14 protein-coding genes are annotated in these 17495 nt (G+C 65.4%); 10 read left to right on the top strand and 4 right to left on the bottom strand.

What is annotated here, in order from left to right; all coding sequences use genetic code 11:
* Window positions 1–39: 39 nt before the first annotated feature.
* From BJP05_RS07970 to BJP05_RS07935, 8 genes are read left to right on the top strand one after another with little or no spacing between them, the layout of a single operon-like run.
* On the top strand, window positions 40–294 hold the full coding sequence (locus BJP05_RS07970; RefSeq protein ID WP_240492734.1) for a DUF3107 domain-containing protein: 255 nt from the start codon (window positions 40–42) through the stop codon (window positions 292–294).
* Window positions 295–314: 20 nt separating this feature from the next.
* Window positions 315–1265 (top strand): DUF3152 domain-containing protein, encoded by a 951-nt coding sequence (locus BJP05_RS07965; RefSeq protein ID WP_084028608.1) that lies wholly within the window; start codon window positions 315–317, stop codon window positions 1263–1265.
* A gap of 42 nt (window positions 1266–1307) precedes the next feature.
* A complete protein-coding gene (locus tag BJP05_RS07960; RefSeq protein ID WP_070362933.1) occupies window positions 1308–2051 on the top strand; it encodes a hypothetical protein in 744 nt (247 codons plus the stop codon).
* 18 nt (window positions 2052–2069) lie between these two features.
* Window positions 2070–5132 (top strand): ATP-dependent DNA helicase, encoded by a 3063-nt coding sequence (locus tag BJP05_RS07955; RefSeq protein WP_084028661.1) that lies wholly within the window; start codon window positions 2070–2072, stop codon window positions 5130–5132.
* On the top strand, window positions 5125–8424 hold the full coding sequence (locus tag BJP05_RS07950) for an ATP-dependent helicase (RefSeq protein ID WP_070362931.1): 3300 nt from the start codon (window positions 5125–5127) through the stop codon (window positions 8422–8424). Before BJP05_RS07955 ends, BJP05_RS07950 begins: the two co-directional genes overlap by 8 nt.
* Before the next feature lie 10 nt (window positions 8425–8434).
* Window positions 8435–9532, top strand: a complete 1098-nt coding sequence (locus BJP05_RS07945; RefSeq protein WP_176754828.1) for a TrkA family potassium uptake protein — start codon at window positions 8435–8437, stop codon at window positions 9530–9532.
* Between the two features lie 7 nt (window positions 9533–9539).
* The gene (locus tag BJP05_RS07940) at window positions 9540–10301 is read left to right on the top strand and encodes an NAD(+) diphosphatase (protein ID WP_070362929.1); all 762 of its coding nucleotides are present in this window, start codon (window positions 9540–9542) and stop codon (window positions 10299–10301) included.
* A complete protein-coding gene (locus tag BJP05_RS07935; protein ID WP_070362928.1) occupies window positions 10302–12350 on the top strand; it encodes an ATP-dependent DNA helicase UvrD2 in 2049 nt (682 codons plus the stop codon).
* 14 nt (window positions 12351–12364) lie between these two features.
* On the opposite strand, the gene BJP05_RS07930 is transcribed toward BJP05_RS07935, so the two are convergent.
* Window positions 12365–13204, bottom strand: coding sequence for a hypothetical protein (locus BJP05_RS07930; protein ID WP_070362927.1), 840 nt, complete (start codon window positions 13202–13204; stop codon window positions 12365–12367).
* A 55-nt stretch (window positions 13205–13259) separates the two neighbouring features.
* Here BJP05_RS07930 and BJP05_RS07925 point away from each other — a divergent pair, with 55 nt between their 5' ends.
* On the top strand, window positions 13260–13769 hold the full coding sequence (locus tag BJP05_RS07925; RefSeq protein ID WP_070363569.1) for a M48 family metallopeptidase: 510 nt from the start codon (window positions 13260–13262) through the stop codon (window positions 13767–13769).
* On the opposite strand, the gene BJP05_RS07920 is transcribed toward BJP05_RS07925, so the two are convergent.
* Window positions 13766–15127, bottom strand: a complete 1362-nt coding sequence (locus tag BJP05_RS07920; RefSeq protein WP_070362926.1) for a zinc-dependent metalloprotease — start codon at window positions 15125–15127, stop codon at window positions 13766–13768. The two genes, BJP05_RS07925 and BJP05_RS07920, sit on opposite strands and share 4 nt — an antisense overlap.
* Window positions 15128–15220: 93 nt before the next feature.
* Between BJP05_RS07920 and BJP05_RS07915 the strand changes: the two genes are divergently transcribed.
* Complete coding sequence (locus tag BJP05_RS07915) at window positions 15221–16309, top strand: PDZ domain-containing protein (protein ID WP_070363568.1); 1089 nt, start codon at window positions 15221–15223, stop codon at window positions 16307–16309.
* Here the strand turns inward: BJP05_RS07915 and BJP05_RS07910 are convergent.
* The gene (locus tag BJP05_RS07910) at window positions 16306–16974 is read right to left on the bottom strand and encodes a hypothetical protein (protein WP_084028606.1); all 669 of its coding nucleotides are present in this window, start codon (window positions 16972–16974) and stop codon (window positions 16306–16308) included. The genes BJP05_RS07915 and BJP05_RS07910 overlap by 4 nt on opposite strands.
* 19 nt (window positions 16975–16993) lie before the next feature.
* Window positions 16994–17491, bottom strand: a complete 498-nt coding sequence (locus BJP05_RS07905; RefSeq protein WP_070362925.1) for a PPA1309 family protein — start codon at window positions 17489–17491, stop codon at window positions 16994–16996.
* Between the last annotated feature and the right edge of the window lie 4 nt (window positions 17492–17495).

The following is a 17495-nucleotide window of genomic DNA, read 5'->3' as shown; positions in this document are numbered from 1 at the left end:
GCCGTTACAATGGATTGACATCCGTGAAGATGAACAAAGATGAACAACGATAAGGACGGAAACGAACATATGGATATCAAGATCGGTCTTGCAGACACCGCACGTGAGCTCTCCATCGCGATTGCTGAGGGGCATGAGAATGTGCTCAATACGGTGAAGCAGGCGATTGAGGACCAAACTCCGACGGTGACGCTGGAGGATGACAAGGGAAAGAAGTACTTGGTGCGCACCGAGAAGATTGCGTACGTTGAGCTTGGCTCTGCGCAGGCTCGTTCCGTTGGGTTCATGCGTTAAAACCCGCTACATTTACGACCATGAAGAACAATCACGACACCGACGTTTTCGAGGATTGGGACTTTGAGGACGACGGTGAGTTCACCGCGGTAGACCCGGAAGCGGAGGGTCGGCTTGTGCGCTTCGCCCGCGAGTACGGGTGGCGCGCCTACGCGATTCCGGTGTTGGCTGTGCTGACGGTGTTCGTGATTGTGAACATGCTGCAAAACCCCGACGGGGAGGTGTTTGCGGGAAGCGCTGGTGACAGCGCGGTCGAGCAGCCTGACAGTGACGAGGCCTCGCGCACGGTGAGTGTGCTGCCGGAGGGCCAGCAGGACGTACTGCAGTTGCCGCCGGGTGGCCCGTTTACGGAGACTGGGGAGGGCACCTTTTACGAGGTTGGCCACCCTGGGATGCAGGCTGGCAAGGGGGATGAGCTCACGGTTCGCTTCGTTGTTGAGGTGGAGCATGGGCTCGACACGGCACTGTACGGGGGCAATGAGGCTGTCGCCGCGCTTGTCGACGCCACCTTGAGCGACCCCCGTGGCTGGACCAACGACCCGCGCTTCCGGTTTGAACACGTCACGGCGGCCGATGAGCCATCGCTGAAGATTCGGCTCGCGTCCGCGGCGACAACGCGAGAGTTGTGTGGCGTGCACCTTGAAATGGAGACCAGCTGCCGCACTCGCGTGACCGGCGAGGACACGGTCATTTTGAACGAGGCTCGCTGGGTCCGGGGCGCTGCGCCGTATGAGGGGGATCTGGGCCGCTACCGCCAGTACCTGATCAATCATGAGGTTGGCCATGCGCTCGGCTTCGCGCACCACGAGCCGTGCCCGGAAAATGGCGTGCTGGCGCCGGTGATGATGCAGCAGACGCTGAGCTTGAACAATGCGCAGCTGTACTCCTTTGATAAGGAAGAGGTGTACCCGGATAACCAGGACACCTGCAGGTCGAACCCGTGGCCGTACCCGCGCCCGGCAGTGTTGTAAGTGCTGTAGGTAGAGACAGACGAGAGGAAGGCGAGCTGCGCTGTGACTATTCCCGAGCATGTGTTGTCGGCGTTTCAGGTTGATGGGGAGTCGGTGTCGGCACCTGATGTTGCCTGGGGTGAGGCGAAGAAATTTGGGCGCATTGTGATTTCGCAGGCTGCGCCGACGGCGGCGTGGTCGGGCAAGGTGCGTGAGCGCATCGCTGACCACCTTGAGGGGGTGCACGTTGCGCGTCCGGTGCGTGCGACGGACGGGCGCTTCGTGGTGGCTGGCTTCGTGGCCAACGAGTTCTCGCCGGGTGCGCCGGCGGCCCGCGTGGATGAGGCCGTGGCGGCGGCGCTTGCGCTGGAGCGCGCGCTGCAGCAGGCCGAGGTGGCGCAGGAGCTGCCCGAACGCGATAGCTCTGACGTGATCGCAGAGGCGGATCGCGGCGCGTGGAAGGGGCACGAGGATGCCAGTGCTGAGGGGCTGTGCGTGGCGCACGTGGATGTGCTCTCCCACACGCTGTTTTCGGGCTACGCCGCGCCCGTGCTGACGGATCTTGTACCTTCGGCGCGGCTTCGCCCGAGGGGGTACTCGGCTGCCGTCGTGATTGTCGACGCCCTGCTCGCCGGGGCTGTCGATCCGCGAATCGTCGAGCGCTGGTCCCACATTCCGGACCTTGTGTTCCTGGCGGGGCGCGCGTTGGATTTCCGGATGCGGATGGCGCAGCACGACGGAACGTTCCAGAATGCGAACGCGCGTTCGAAATTTTCGGAGGTTTCCGAGCTCCTTATGTCCCGCTAACATGCCACAATGGTGGGCATGAATGACCAGCAGTCCACCACACCCCGCGCGTTTTTAGTCCCGCGCGAACACCAAGCGCACGATAGAACGTGGTCGCAGCCACTTCCCACCGAGGGGTTATGGAAGGTAACCGGCCAGGCGGGTTCGGGGGTGACCAGCTTTCTCATCGATACGTTTGTGGCGTCGGCGAAGCGGCAGTCGGACGCGGAGGGCGTCTTGTTCTTGACGGATTCGAAGGAGTCCGCCGCGCGGATCAGGGCGGAGATTTCGGAGCGGCTCGCTGATACTGACTTTGTTGCCGACGGCCCGATGGTGCGCTCTGTGCACTCCCTGGCGTTTGCCGTGCTGCGGGAGCAGCAAGAGCAGCTGCGCCTGATTTCTGGCGCGGAGCAGGATGCGGTCATCCGTCAATTGCTGCAGGGACATGTTGAGGATGGCCGGGGGAGCTGGCCCGCGGAGCTGCGCCCGGCATTGCCGATGGTGGGCTTTGCGCGCCAGCTGCGTGACTTTTTGCTGCGCGCGATTGAGCGCGGGCTGGACGCAGAGCAGCTCAAGGTGCTCGGAGCCCGCTACGGGCAGGGGATTTGGGGCGCGGCCGGTGACTTTTTGGAGGAATACCAGCAGGTCATGGCGCTGACCGGGACGGTGCGTTACTCGGCATCCGAGCTGATTGCCAGGGCACTCGACGTGCCGCTGGGGCGGACGTGGCACACCGTGATTGTGGACGACGCCCAGCATCTCTCGCCCGCGGCGGCAAAGTTCGTGCAGCGCCTGCTGCAGGAGGCCACACTCGGGGTTGTGGGTGGTGACTTGGATCAGTCCGTCTACCAGTTCCGCGGGGCAAGCCCGGAGTTCTTTGCCACGCTGGGGGACCTTGAGCACACGGTGATTGACTTAGGGCAGACCAAGCGCGAACCTGAGGTCTCGGTGGCGCTAGCGCAGACGCCGACGGCGCAGCTCGCGGCGGTGGCGGACGCACTTCGTCGCGCGCACCTCGAGGAGGAGGTCGCGTTTCGGGATATGTCGGTCATTGTGCGTTCGTCAGGGATGATTGAGCCCTTCCGCCGTGCGCTGTTGCACGCGGGCGTGCCGGTCGCCCTGAATCCGACGGATGTGGTGCTCAGCGAGCAACGCATTGTTGCGTCGCTGCTGCTTGGGTTGCAGTCGCTGTACACACCGCTGACGGTTGAGCAGTGGCGCGACCTGCTGCTTGGGCCCATCGGTGGTACGGACCCGGTGACGCTGCGCCGCCTGTTGCGCGGCCTGCGGCGTTGGAAACCAGAGGCGCGTGCGGAGGAAACGCTGCGTGACCTTGTTGTTTCCAAGGCAGAGCTGCCGGATTTCGGCGAGGTACTCACTGACCGTGAGCTGCAGATGCTGCACCGCATCCGCCAGGTGTTGGATGCCGCCAGGGAGGTCTACGACGCTGACGGCAGCGTCGAGGAGATGTTGTGGGCGCTGTGGAACGCCACGGGTTTGGCAGATCACCTCACTGCGGTTGCGCTTCGGGGCGGCACGACGGGCTCGCAGGCTGACCGGGATCTGGATGCGGTCATGGCGTTGTTCGACGCCGCCGGTGACTTCACCGAGCGTAAAACCCAGGGTGGGCTCGAGCTGTTCGTGAACAGCATGTTGGAGCAGGAACTGCCCACCGGTGTGCGCGATCGCCGAGCGGCCACGCCGGACGCAGTGGCGCTGTTGACCGCGCACGGTGCGGTGGGCAGGCAGTTTAGCCGTGTTGTCGTTGCCGGTGTGCAGGATCTCGAGTGGCCGAGCCTGGGCGAGACCGGCTCGATTTTCGGCCAGCAGGATCTGGTGGACCTGGTTGACCACGACGTGGATCCCGCCACCCCGGTGTCGCACTTGCGCGAGCGCCTCGAGGAGGAGCGTCGCCTGTTCCACGTGGCGTTGACCCGCGCGACGGAGCGCGTCCTGGTCACGGCAGTCGACCAGACTGACGGCGAGGAGGTCATCGTGCCGTCCCGGTTCATTGAGGAGCTCTGCGAGGAAACCGGCATATCCCCGCAGCTGGTGACGCTGTCCGCGGAGGACGCCGCGGCTGGGGATGACGGTGCGGAGGCCACGGTTGTGCGCGTACTGTCCCGCGATGATTTCCTGGGGGAGCTACGCCGCACACTCGCGGACGAGGAACACAGTACGGAGGCAGACCGACGCCAGGCCGCGCGCCAGATTGCGCGGCTGGTGGAGGCCGGGGTGCCGCTCGCGGACCCGGAGCAGTGGTGGACCACCACGGAGCCTTCGACGGATGAGCCCGTTGAAGGGCAACGTTCGCTGTCGCCGTCGAGGATTGAGGCGCTGTTGAAGTGCCCGATGAGCTCGGTGCTCGAGCGCACTCTCGGTTTTGATAGCTCGATGCCGATGGTGATCGGATCGATCGTGCACGCCTACTTCGAGGCTCTCGGCCGAGGCGTGCCGGAAGAGCAGGCGCGGATGCACACGCTGGCTACGTACCGCGCGATTGTTGACGCCCCCGCGTGGCAGGCCGAGGCCCAAGTCCGCGACTTCGAGGCGATGCTGGAGCGAACCAACAAGTGGTGGGAAAACCGCGCGAAGAAGTTCGAGGTTGTGGGCATGGAGGTGCCGATCTCCGTCCAGGTCGCAGAAGACGTCCATATCCGCGGGCGAGCCGACCGGCTGGATAAGGAAGAAAGCGGCAGCGTGCACATCGTTGACCTGAAGACTGGCTCGACGATGCTCTCCGTAGATAGCGCGAAGGAGTGCGAGCAGCTCATGGCGTACCAGCTTGCGCTGAGCCATGGGCAGCTCATCGGTGAGGGCGACGATCTTCGCGTTGTGACGTCCACCGATGGGCAAGAGGGTCTGGACGTTGGTGGGGCGGCGCTCGTGTACTCGAAGCACGGAACGAACGCCGCAACCACGCGCGAGCAACCGCGCAAAGAAGAGGAAGAACTCGAGTACTTCACCGAACTCATTGCACCGCTGCCCGGCAAGACAACAGGGCCGCAACTCGAAGCGCAGGCGGGCAAGCACTGCGATTACTGCGCTGTGCGCGCGCTGTGCCCGGTCCAGATCGAAGGGACGATGATTTACAATGGCTGATTTCACACCCCAGGAACTCTTCCAGGCGCTCGGGGACGCATTTCCCCCTAGCGACCAGCAGGCGGACGTGATTGGTGCCGAGCCGGGGCCGATGCTGGTCGTGGCCGGCGCTGGTGCGGGCAAGACAAAGACGATGGCGGACCGCGTGGTATGGCTCGTCGCCAACGGGTATGTGCGGCCGGAGGAAGTCCTCGGCTTGACGTTTACCCGCAAGGCGGCCCGCGAGCTGGGGCAGCGGATCCGGAACCGGCTGCAGGCGTTGGCTCGTCACCGGGAGCTCGTACGGGAGCTTGATCCTTCGGGCGCGCTGGCGGAAAGCCTGGAGGTTATCGCGCCGACTGTTGCTACGTACGACTCGTACGCGGGCGAGCTCGTTCGCGACTACGGGCTGCTCGTCCCGGTGGAGCCGGACGCGCGCCTGATTACGCAGGCTGAGCTGCACGCGATCGCCGTCGAAGTCGTGAGCAATTACAACAAACCACTCATCGCGGAAGGTGCCCCTGCCCCCGCGATGAGCACAGTGGTGGAGGACCTACTGAAGCTCACCACGGCGATGGGCAACGCACTGGCAGATCCAAACGATATTTACGAGGCCGCGGAGATCTTCCTGAAAGAGACGGAATCGCTACCGAAGTCGCCGCGGAGCAAAACCGAATTCTGCAAGACCATGACGGGGTGGCGCAACAAGCAGCGCCAGCGCCAGTTGATGTTGCCGCTGGTTGAGGAGCTTAACGCGGCGCTGCGTGAGCGTGGTGTGGTCACGTTCAACGAGCAAATGAACATTGCGGCCACGCTCGCGGAGCAGCACGCGTCCGTCGGTGCTGCGCAGCGGCAGAAGTACCGCGTGGTCATGCTCGACGAGTACCAGGACACCTCGCATTCGCAACGAGTGTTGCTGCGCAGCCTGTTTGGCGAGGGCCAGGACCCCACGTTGACGGTGACTGCGGTGGGCGACCCGATGCAGGCAATCTACGGCTGGCGCGGGGCGACGTCGGAAAACCTCGCGGCATTCGTGGAGGATTTCCCTGCCGCGGGCGGTGTACCGGCGCAGAAGAAGCAGCTCACCATCTCCTGGCGTAACCCGAGCAAGGTGCTTGAGATGGCGAACCAGGTCTCCACCGCGATCCTTGGCAGCGGGGAAGATCGGGCCGTCGCGCCTCTGGAGCCACGCAAGGACGCTGCGGCAGGCGACGTGGAGATGCAGTTCTTCCAGCGGGAGGAGGAAGAAATTGAGTTCGTTGCCGACGCGCTGCAGCAGCAGTTTGAGCAGGGCGGTAAGCTCTCGGCCGCGGTGCTGACCAGGAAGAACAGGCATGCGCAGCCGATCGCCCAGGCGCTTGAGGCCCGCGGTGTGCCGTATGAGATCGTGGGGCTCGGCGGCCTGCTGGATACCCCGGAGGTACAGGACACGTTGGCTGTGGCCACGATGTTGGTCCGCCCCGAGGATTCTGAGGCGGCACTGCGCGTGCTGGGTGGGCCGTCGGTCGGGCTCGGGCTGGCGGATATGGAGGCGCTCGCCGCGCGTGCCAAGAACCTGCAAGCCCGCGCGGACGGTCCGGCCGCGGAGGAGGAAGCAGCCAGGCCGGTGCCCGCGGACCCAGAGGAGCGCCTTATCGAGGAGCTGACGCAGCTTGCACTCGAGGCGGAGGCGCTGAAGATGCAGTCGGCGAAGCCCGCGGGCCTGGCGGACGCGGTGGCGGACCTGGGCGAGCCAGAGCGCTACAGCGAGGAAGGCTACAAGCGCCTGCAGCTGCTGGCGTCGCGGCTGCGACAGCTGCGGCGCAATTCGCTGGGCAAGCGGCTCAGTGACTTGTTCGCGGACATCATCGAGGTCTTCGGTATTCGCGTTGAGGTGCTGGCGCGGCGCTCGTCGGCAGGCACGGTGCACTTGGACCAGCTGCTGCACTACGTCGAGGAGTACCCGGGCACGAGCGTGGAAGCGCTGCTGGACTACTTCGAGTTGGCGAAGCAGCAGGAGGACGGGCTTGCGCCGGGTAACGTCACCGTGCGCGGGGACCGCGTGCAGATCCTGACGGTGCACAAGGCGAAGGGCCTGGAGTGGGATACCGTCGCTGTGTTGCACGCGGATAAGGACACCTACAGCTCAAAGATTGAGACCTTCCTTGCCCAGATCCCATTCCTGCAGCCTGAGACGTTCGGTGACCCGGACATCTACGAGGAGTTCGCAGAGGTAGAGCACCGCACGCAGTTTAAGAACGCTGCCAATGCGTGGCGCAAGCACATCGGCGAGGATCTCGCTGAGGAGCAGGCGCGCCTGTTCTACGTGGCTATCACACGTACGGAAAACAGGCTGTTGCTTACCGGGTCGAACATCTCTCTGGGCGGCAAAAAGAATACGAACGGGCCGTACGAGCACTTCGCGGCGTTCGAGGGCCTCGAGCTGCCGGAGCAGGTCGAGGACGAGGATGCGGAGAAAACGGTACAGCAGCCGGAGATGGCCGTCGGCACGTGGCCTGTGCAGTCCTACGAAGCCGCGCACGCCGCCAGTAGTCAGGCCACTCGCCCGAGTGAGCTGGTCAGGGACGCGCTCGAGACCGAAATCGCGCCCGCGGCCGGCGAGCTCTACGAGCTGTGGGAGCGCGACGCCACCGCGCTCATCGAGGAACACAAGGCGGCGCAGTCGCCGGACGTGCCCGTCATGCTGCCTGGTGAGCTGACCGCCTCAGACGTGGTGGCCATGCAGGCGGACGTGGAACAGTTCGCGCGCCGGGCACGTCGCCCGGTGCCGTTCAAGCCGAACCAGTACGCGAAGCGCGGCACCGCATTCCACGAGTGGATCGAGGATTTCTACGGTGCGCACCCGCTGCTCACTGAGGACGAGCTGCCGGGCATGGGCGAGTTTGAGGTGGACCCGTCGATGCTGCAGAAGCTGAAAGCCAACTTCGAGAACAGTCACTGGGCGTCGAAGACGCCGACGCACGTGGAGTGCCCGTTTGAGCTGGCGCTCGGCAAGGCGGTGGTGCGCGGCCGCATGGACGCGGTCTTTGCGGACGGCGACGGCTGGGTCGTGGTGGACTGGAAGACCGGCAACCGCCCGGTGGGTGCGGCGATGGAGGCAGCGAAACTGCAGCTTGCCGTGTACACGGAGGCGTGGAAGCGAATCGCCAACGATGGCCGCCCAGTGAAGGCCGTGTTCTTCTATGTCCGCGACGGAAAGGACTTCACCGCGACGGAGCTTCCGGATGCGCAGCAGCTGACGAAGTTGTTGGAAGATGCAGCAAACGGCGCAACTTCCGGTACAGTTTCACGCCGTAGTAGCGAGGAAGGATAGCGGAGTGAAACTGCCGTTTGCGTTGTCATGGAGTGACCGGTTCCGTGCGGATGCGGATCCGTCGGAAATACCGGTGCACACCCTGCTGGATGTCGTTCGGATTCCGTCGGCGGAACGCACCACTCCATGGGCGTTGATGGCAAGGCGCTTCGGCTACGCGGCCATGTTGGTGTTGGCCGTGGCGACGGTGGTCTACTTCGACAAAGAGGGGTACACCGAGCCACTGACCTTTATCGACGCCCTGTACTATTCGGCGGTTTCGCTCTCAACGACCGGCTACGGCGATATCACGCCGGTGACGCAAAGCGCGCGCCTGATGAATATCTTGGTCATCACGCCGTGCCGTGTGGCATTCCTGATGCTCTTGGTCGGTACGACGTTGTCGGTGTTGACGGAGGATTCCCGCAAGACGCTACAGATTCAGCAATGGAGGAGAACAGTGCGCAATCACACCATCGTTATCGGCTACGGCACGAAGGGCAGGTCCGCGGTGGATGCGCTGCTCGCGGGCGGTACCGCCCCGGGCAACATCGTTGTTGTTGATGATGACGCCGTGGTGCTGTCGAACGCCGAGAAGCGCGGCCTGGTCACCGTCCACGGCAACGGCACTCGCTCGAGCGTGCTGAAGGTCGCGGGTGTGGCGCGTGCGCGCTCAGTTGTGGTGGCGCCGTCCTCGGACGATACCGCGGTGTTGGTCACGCTGTCTGTCCGTGAGTTGGCACCGAGCGCCATGATCGTTGCCAGCGTCCGTGAGAGTGAGAACCAGCACTTGCTGATGCAGTCGGGCGCGGACTCGGTGGTGGTCTCCTCTGAAACGGCGGGCCGCCTGCTGGGCATTGCGACGGTCACGCCACCTGTGGTGGAGATGATGGAGGACCTGCTCAGCCCGGACGAGGGCTTCGCGGTTGCGGAGCGTCCGATCGCGGACGACGAGGTCGGAGCGAACCCGCGTCACCTCGCCGACATTGTGCTGGGTGTGGTGCGCTCCGGTGAGCTCTACCGCATTGACGCCCCGGAGGCCGAGACGGTTGAGCCCGGCGACCGCCTTCTGTTCGTGCAGATGACGCAGCCGACCCCGCTGACTGAGCGCACGCGCCCGACGGAGTAGGCGGCCTATGAAGCGGTTCATTGCCTTCGATGCCGCCGGCAGGTTTGTGCTTGGAGCCGATGGCACGCCCACGCTTTTCGACGCCCACCCCGCCCAACCCCACGCCGAGAACACGGTGCACGTCGGCGACGATGTGTGGGCGGTGCTGGTCAGCGAGGCGCAGCTTGAAGCAATGGGCGAGCGCTTCGGCACTTGCCGCAGCCACGCAAGCGACTACCGTGTTGCACGCGGGTTCGGACTGCTACGCAACCAGCGCCAGCTGCGTTTTGACCCTCGCGACGGCAGCGAAGTCACCTGGGGCGAGGCGGGCATCGTTGCGCGTGGTGCGAGCGGGAAACCGCTGTTTCCTCGCATTGACCCGTCGGTGATCGGGGTGGTGCAGTCGACGGATGGGGAGCGGATTTTGCTGGGGGAGAATGCGCGCCGCCCGGGCTACTTCACGCTGATTGCGGGATACATCGATGTCGGCGAGACCATCGAGGACGCCTTCGCGCGTGAGGTGTGGGAGGAAACGGGGCGTCGTGTCGGGGTGGTGCGCTATGTTGGGTCGCAGCCGTGGGCGCTGTCGGGTGCGCTGATGTTGGGGATGGTGGCGTCGACAAGTGATGTTGATGCTGTGGGCCCCTTGGATGGGGAGCTGACGCAGCTGCGCTGGCTGCGACGCGACGAGCTGGGCACTGTCACGCTGGCGGTGCCGGGGACGATTGCGCGGCGGATGATTGACCAATGGGCTCGTGGAGAGTTCAACGAGGAACGGAGAGGAACGTAAGTGGCTGTAGATCTGAGCTTGCTGGATGAGGATCAGCGGATTGCAGCGACCGCTCCTCGTGGCCCGGTGTGCATCCTGGCCGGCGCCGGGACGGGTAAGACGCGCACGATTACGTACCGCATCGCGCACATGATTGACCAGGGCACGGTGAGCCCGAATCGTGTGCTGGCGGTGACGTTTACGCAGCGTGCGGCAGGGGAGATGCGCGACCGTCTGCGCACGATGGGCATTGGCGGCGTGCAGGCGCGCACGTTCCACTCGGCGGCGATGCGGCAGCTGCGCTACTTCTGGCCGCAGATTGCGGGGGATCTGCCGTGGCGGCTGCTGGACAACAAGTTCCCGCTGGTGGGGCGGGCGGCTCGCGCAGCCGGGCTGGAGTCGGATAAGGAGATGGTCCGCGATCTGCTGAGCGAGATTGAGTGGGCGAAGGCCAGCGTGATCGGCGCGGAGGACTACGTGGACCGCATCGCGGATACCAACCGCACCCCGCCGACGGACCCGAAGAAGGTCGCGGAGGTCTACCGGCTGTACGAGGAAGCGAAGACGAGCCCGGAAGGAATGCTCATCGACTTCGACGACCTACTCCTGCACGTCGCGGGTGCCCTGGAGAACGCACCCGCGGTGGCGGAGGAGTTCCGCTCCCAGTACCAGTCCTTCGTGGTGGACGAGTACCAGGACGTGACCCCGCTGCAGCAGCGGGTGCTGGAGGGCTGGCTTGGGCAGCGCGATGACCTGACGGTGGTGGGGGACGCGAACCAGACGATTTACTCCTTTACCGGCGCGACCCCGGATTACCTGCTGAACTTTTCACGTACCTACGAGCACGGCACGGTGGTGAAACTGCAGCGCGACTACCGCTCGACGCCCGAAATCACGGAGCTGGCCAACGCGGTCATCTCGCGCGCGACGGGTAGGGCTGCGGGCACCAGGCTTGAGCTGATCGGTATGCGGGAGTCCGGACCGCAGCCGACGTTCCACGCCTACGACGACGAGCCGACGGAGGCCCGCGAGGTCGCCGCGGCGGTACAGCGCCTGATTGATTCCGGGGTACCTGCCAAGGAGATCGCGGTGCTGTACCGGATTAATGCGCAGTCGGCGGCGTTTGAAGCTGCGCTCGCGGATGCGGGCATCGTCTACCAGGTGCGCGGTGGGGAAGGTTTCTTCCAACGCGGCGAGATCCGCGAGGCGCTGCAGGCGCTCGTCGCGGCAACCAGGCGCCACGACTTGCCGGATGACCCGGTGGTGGTGGCCAAGGCGGCGTTCGCGCCGCTCGGGTTGACGCCGACGGAGCCAGAGGGCGCCCAGGCACGGGAGCGTTGGCAGGGGCTGCGCGCACTTGTGGACCTCATCGAGGAGATCGTGCATACCAAGGAGGCCTCGAGCCTGGAGGATGTGCTGCGTTCGCTGCGTCAGCGCGCGGAGGCGAAGCAACCACCGGCGATTGATGGGGTCACGCTCGCCAGCTTGCACGCGGCGAAGGGCCTGGAGTGGGACGCGGTCTTCCTCGTGGGCCTGGTGGAAAATACGCTGCCGATCTCGCACGCGATCAAGGCGGGCGACGAGAACATCGAGGAGGAGCGCAGGCTCTTCTACGTCGGCGTGACGCGCGCCCGGGAGCACCTGCAGTTATCGTGGGCGCTGGCCAGGCAGGAGGGCGGCAGGAAGTCGCGGTCGCGCTCGCGTTTCCTGGACGGGCTGGTGCCCGAGCTTGAGGCGGAGGAAACCCCGCAGCGGCTGAAGCAGACCCGCCGGTGCCGGGTGTGCGGCAACGTGCTCTTCGCGCCGGCGGACAAGGCGCTCGGCCGGCACCAGGATTGCGACGCCGACATCGACGAGGACGTCTACCAGGCGCTGAAGCGCTGGCGGCTCAAAACGTCGCGCGCGGCGAAGCAGCCCGCCTACATGGTGTTTTCCGACGCCACCCTGCTCGCCATCGCGGAGACTATGCCGGAGGACGAGCAGGGGCTGCTCGCCGTGTCGGGGGTGGGTCCGGTGAAGGTGGAGCGCTACGGCGCCGAGGTTCTGGAAACGTTGGCGGAGTTCCGCTAGCCGCGACAAACCACCTAGAAGCACAGCGGGCAGTCGGGGTGTGGCTGCAGGCGAAGCGTCTTGAGTGGGGTGCGGTTGAAGGGGTCCACAAGCAGGGTGTCGCCGGTGCGGGGGTCCGGGGCGGATACGCCCGGCGGGTCCGGCAGCTGGCAGATCCGCCTGGTCATGGTTGCTGCGGCGGCCACGCCTGCCTGGACCACGACCGGGTCCGGGTTGCGCACCCCGGCTGGGGCCGCGGCGGCGATCGCTGCCCACTGTGGGTCGCGCTCAAGCAGGTAGTGTTCGCGACAGATCAGGCACGGGCCCTCCACACCGATTGCGTAGGGGCCGACGAGAACGCGGGAGTCGATTTGCAGCACCGGAATCACAGGGCCTGTGCGGTGCCTGGTGTACGCGGCGAGTGCCCGGGTGCGGTGTGCCTGGTCGACGATGATGAGCGGGAGGGGCGAGGGGGCGTCGAAAAGAAAGCGGGACAGTGGCTGGGTGGGCTCGGGGGAGCGCACGTGGATGCCGCTGGCACGCAGTGTTTCTACCAGCGTGTTCGCAAGCGTTGAGGTGCCGATCAGCAGTACCTCCGGGCGGGAGACTTCGACGAGGACGCGGTAGGCGATGAGGTCCTGGATGAGGCTGCGCGCCGCATCCGCGTCCATGGAGACCGCCAGCCGCCGAACCACCTCGGGCAGTGGCCGCGGTGTGGACAGCGAGTCGAGCACCGCGGCGACTGCGCGGGCGTCGCCGACTTCGATGATGCCGCTGCGTGTGGCGTCGAGGCCGAATTGCAGCGCGTGCGGGCCCCTGCTGAGTACCTGGACCCCCATGGCCAGCGCAATGACAGTATCCGACTGGTTACACATGCTTCCCCCTCATGCCCCGTAAGCTGTGTCGGTTGTACAGCATACAATCTTCGGCATGCAAGAGTCGGAGTTTGAGTATCGGGTGATTCGCTCGCCGCGGCGCACGCGCACAGTGCAGGCCCGGCTTATCGACGGCGTCGTGGAAGTACGCATCCCAGCCCGGTTCAGCGAGCGCGAGGAGCGCGAGGCGGTGGCCGAGATGCTGCGAAAGATCCGGAAGAAGACTCGCCACCAGCACGTCAGCGACGCCGACCTTCAAGCCCGCGCGGAGGTGCTCAACGCACAGGTGCTTGAGGGGCGGGCGAAAGTGGGCTCGATACGGTGGGTGTCGAACCAGACGAAGCGGTGGGGAAGCTGCACCCCGTCAACGGGCACGATTCGGATCAGTGACAGGCTGCAGCACGTGCCGGGCTACGTCCTCGACGCGGTGATCGTGCACGAGCTGACGCACACCTTCATCCCGGGGCACGGCCCGAAGTTCTGGGAGTGGGCAGACAAAGCGCCCCTCGCGGAACGCGCGAAGGGCTACCTTGAGGCCTACCAGCGGTTCGGCGGGGAAGGCTAGTCCTCGTCGTTCTTGCGCAGCTCCTCTTCCAGGCGCGCGAGCTCTTCGTCGAAGTTGTCGTCGGAGGAATCGTCCAGCAGGGTGTCGATGAACGCCGCCGGGTTGGCCAGGTGCTCAGGGGCCGGCAGGAAGTCCGGGTGGTCCCAAATCTGGTCGCGGCGGACCTGACCCACGGCGGTTTCGACGCGGCGCCACAGCTCAGCGGCCTCGCGGACCTTCGGGGCGCCCAGCTCGATGCCGACGACGTTCGCGAACGCGCGCTCGGCGGAGCCACCCGTTGCGCGGCGACGGTTCCACGCCTCGGCGAGCTGCGGCGTCGACGGGATACGGTCTGCCAGGGAAGCGTCGGTGACGACGTCGACCCAGCCCTCGACGAGCGCGAGCAGCGTCTCCAGGCGGGCGGTTGCGGACGCGTTGCGGGAGGTCACACGCGGGGAGAGGTCCGCGCCCTCAAGCTGCTGCAGCGCCTCCTGGATGGCCTGCGGGTCGCCGCTTTCCAGGTTCAGGCCGCGGGCCATCTCCTCGAGCTGAGAGGTATCGATCTCCAGGCCTGCCGCGTACTCCTCAACGGAGGAGACGAGGCGCTCGACGAGCCACGGCACGTGCTTGAACAGGCGCTGGCGGGCTGCTTCGCGGGCCACGATGTAGACCAGGACCTCCTGGCCGGGGATCTCGAGACCCTTGGCGGCGGCGGTGACGTTCTTCGGCAAGATGGCTGTCACGCCTGCGGGGGCGACGGGCAGGCCGAAGTCGGAGCCGGTCAGGGCTTGCTCGGCAAGATCACCGAGGGCGTGGCCGAGCTTGACGCCGAAGTTCATGGCGTTCATCTGTTCCATCATGCCGATCATCGGGCCCATCATCTCGCGGGCCTCGGCGGGCATGGTGTCTCGCTGTGCGCGGTTCATCTGCTCCGCAACGGGGTTGACCAGGCGCTTCCACATCGGCATGGTCTCAACCAGCCAGTCGTCCGCATTCCACGTGCGCGGCTGGGCGTTCGCGGAAGGAAGCGTAGTGGCGTCGTCAAGCCAAAGGTCGGCGAGGCGTACAGACTCCTCAACCGCGGTGCGATCCCCCGCGGAGACCGCAGCCTTGTCGCCGACGTGCTGGCGTGCCATGCGCAGCGCCATTTCGAAGTTCACGGATTCGCCCTCTGTGCGGGCGTTCATCGTCGAGCCCATGCCGGAGAGCATCTGCCCGAACTGGTTCAAAATATCGCCCAAGCCACCTTGGCCACCGCCAACGTTGCCCCCGAACCCGAACGCGGCGAACGGGTTGTTCTGCTGGTTGCGACGCTCGTCGTCACCGTTGTCACCGTCGTTGTCGTTGTTGGGGAAGGTAAATCCGAATCCATTGCTCATAGGCACCACCCTACAGTCGTGTGCGCAGGTTGTGTTGGGTGCATGCGGGAAAATCGCAACGCTGTGGGCGAACATCTAAGATTTGTGGGCGTGATGAACGCCGAGCAAGAACAAGCACAGGCACAGCCGCGCAGCCGCCGCCTCGCCACGATTGTGTGGGGCGCCATCCCCCTTGCGGTGCTGGCCGCGGCGCTGAGCCTCGACCATATTCCCGGCACCGATATCTCCCTGGCCGTGCCGTACGCGGCGCAGGGCCCGGGGCCGACGTTTAACACGCTCGGCGATGTTGAGGGCGTGCCCGTCGTAGAGATCGAGGGCGCGGACTCCGACGAAACGGAGGGCAACCTCAACATGACCACGGTGTCGGTGCGCACCAACATGACGCTGGTGCAGGCACTGACCCGCTGGATCACGACGGATGACACGATTGTGCCGCTGGAGCAGATCATGCCTCCGAATACGAACCGGGAGGAGATGAAGCAGCGCAACCAGGAGGCATTCGTTGCTTCGGAGTCGGCGGCGACGATCGCCGCGATGAACTACCTTGGCCGGCCGACCACGGTGGTGGTCCACGAGGTGATGGAGGGCAGCGCCGCGAACGGTGCGCTGCAGGCGGAGGACATCATCACGAGCGTCGGCGGCAAGGATGTGTCGCAGCCGCGGGAGGTGCAGCGCATCGTGCGCGAGCACGCCCCCGGCGACCGGCTCAGCGTCGACGTGCTGCGTGACGGCACGCCGCACACGGAGGAGATCACCCTCGGCGCGAATCCGGAGGATAAGAAGGTGCCCATGTTGGGGATCTTGATGACGTCCGCTCCGGCCGACGGCGTGCAGGTGACCTACAACCTCAACGATGTGGGCGGGCCGAGTGCCGGGATGATGTTCTCGCTGGCGGTGATCGATAAGCTGTCGCCGGGTCTGCTCAACGGCGGGAAGTTCGTGGCCGGCACCGGCACGATCGATGAGTCAGGGGAGGTCGGCCCGATCGGCGGCATCTCCCACAAGATCGCAGGCGCCCGCGACGCAGGCGCGGAGCTTTTCCTCGCGCCCGAGGGTAACTGCGCGGAAGTGATGCGCACGGACAGTGGGGAGATGCAGGTCGCGGCAGTCAAAACGCTTGATGACGCCGTCAAAGCCATGGACGCGTTCGCCCACGGCCAGCCGGTGCGCAGCTGCAGCTAGGACTCAGACTCGGTGGAGGTGGTTGCCTCCGCAGGGGTGGTGGCGCCCTCCGGGCGCTTCGCCAGCCCGAGCTTGTAGATGTGCTCGCGCGGGCCTTCGCGGTCCATGGTGAGCAGCTGCTTCATAATCTGGCCTTTGTCATTATCAATGACGGTCACCACGGCGGAGGACCCAACGGTGGACCAGCCGACCACGAAACGGCCGGTGTCTTCCACGACTTCGCTCGAGCGCAGCTCGGTGAGCACCTGCGTACTCGTGGTGGCGACGGATTCGGACTCCATGAACTGGAACTGGCCCATCTCGGAGCTGCTGCAGTCGAATGCGTCTGGCAGGCCGGTCGGGGTGCAGCTGTCCAGCTTCTCGAAGAACTCGGGCGGAGCGAGCGTCGAGAACTGCTTGGCGACCTCAGCAACGCCGTTATCGTCTTTCTTCGCGGTGCTCGTGGTGCTTGTCGACGTCCCCTCCGTCGTAGCCTCCGCGGACTCAGACTCAGACTCCGACGGCGACTCCGTGGTTTCAACGGTGGAGGAGGCTGGTGCCTCCGTCGTGGTCGGATGCTCCGTCGGCTCGTCCTTGCCACCGCACGCGGTGGCTACCACCAGCACCATCGCCAGCACCGCTGGCGTACCGACGCGCCGACGCCAAACGTTCGAAAATGTAGCCACGTTGTGCTCCTTTAACCTCTTAGGACAGCTCATCAGGGTCTTGTTCCAAACCGTAGCGTAACGCAGCAATAACATTCGGGGCCACGTTAGGCCCACCGCGAAGCTCAATATCATCCTGGGCGAACAGGCCGCGCTCCTCAAGCTCCTCCTCGGTTAGGCGCATCTGCAGCAGCGTCTGCTCGATGCCTTCTTCGCGCAGCACACCGGAGAAGAGGCGCGCCGGGCGCGGCGAGGGGTCGTCGCTGCTGGTGTCCCGGAACATGATCTCCTGCGCCAGCACGGCACCCTCCACCGCGTGCGGCCAGGCGATACGTGCCACGTACTCCGCGAGCTCCTCGGAGCCGGGGCGGATGTTGTCCGGCAGGTTGTCCTGCACGACGAGGGTTAGGGGCGAAGTGGCGTCGTCAACCTCGAGCTGCTCGAGCTCGTCCACAAGCAGGGAGGAGGGCACGAGTGCGAAGAGGGTCGGGCCTTGGTCCCAGCCTTCCGCATGCACGAACTCGACGGCTTCGGACATGGCC

It is taken from the genome of Corynebacterium sp. NML98-0116 (assembly GCF_001767255.1).
In the GTDB taxonomy this organism is placed as follows: domain Bacteria; phylum Actinomycetota; class Actinomycetes; order Mycobacteriales; family Mycobacteriaceae; genus Corynebacterium; species Corynebacterium pseudogenitalium.
Note: the sequence above shows the minus strand (reverse complement) of the source record. Positions and strands in the feature narration are given on the sequence as shown.

Bases quoted from the DNA above. Each gene is read 5' to 3' on its own strand.
- BJP05_RS07970 (WP_240492734.1), top strand. From the start codon at position 40: ATGAACAACGATAAGGACGGAAACGAACATATGGATATCAAGATCGGT.
- BJP05_RS07965 (WP_084028608.1), top strand. From the start codon at position 315: ATGAAGAACAATCACGACACCGACGTTTTCGAGGATTGGGACTTTGAG.
- BJP05_RS07955 (WP_084028661.1), top strand. From the start codon at position 2,070: ATGAATGACCAGCAGTCCACCACACCCCGCGCGTTTTTAGTCCCGCGC.
- BJP05_RS07950 (WP_070362931.1), top strand. From the start codon at position 5,125: ATGGCTGATTTCACACCCCAGGAACTCTTCCAGGCGCTCGGGGACGCA.
- BJP05_RS07940 (WP_070362929.1), top strand. From the start codon at position 9,540: ATGAAGCGGTTCATTGCCTTCGATGCCGCCGGCAGGTTTGTGCTTGGA.
- BJP05_RS07930 (WP_070362927.1), bottom strand. From the start codon at position 13,204: ATGTGTAACCAGTCGGATACTGTCATTGCGCTGGCCATGGGGGTCCAG.
- BJP05_RS07925 (WP_070363569.1), top strand. From the start codon at position 13,260: ATGCAAGAGTCGGAGTTTGAGTATCGGGTGATTCGCTCGCCGCGGCGC.
- BJP05_RS07920 (WP_070362926.1), bottom strand. From the start codon at position 15,127: ATGAGCAATGGATTCGGATTTACCTTCCCCAACAACGACAACGACGGT.
- BJP05_RS07915 (WP_070363568.1), top strand. From the start codon at position 15,221: ATGAACGCCGAGCAAGAACAAGCACAGGCACAGCCGCGCAGCCGCCGC.
- BJP05_RS07905 (WP_070362925.1), bottom strand. From the start codon at position 17,491: ATGTCCGAAGCCGTCGAGTTCGTGCATGCGGAAGGCTGGGACCAAGGC.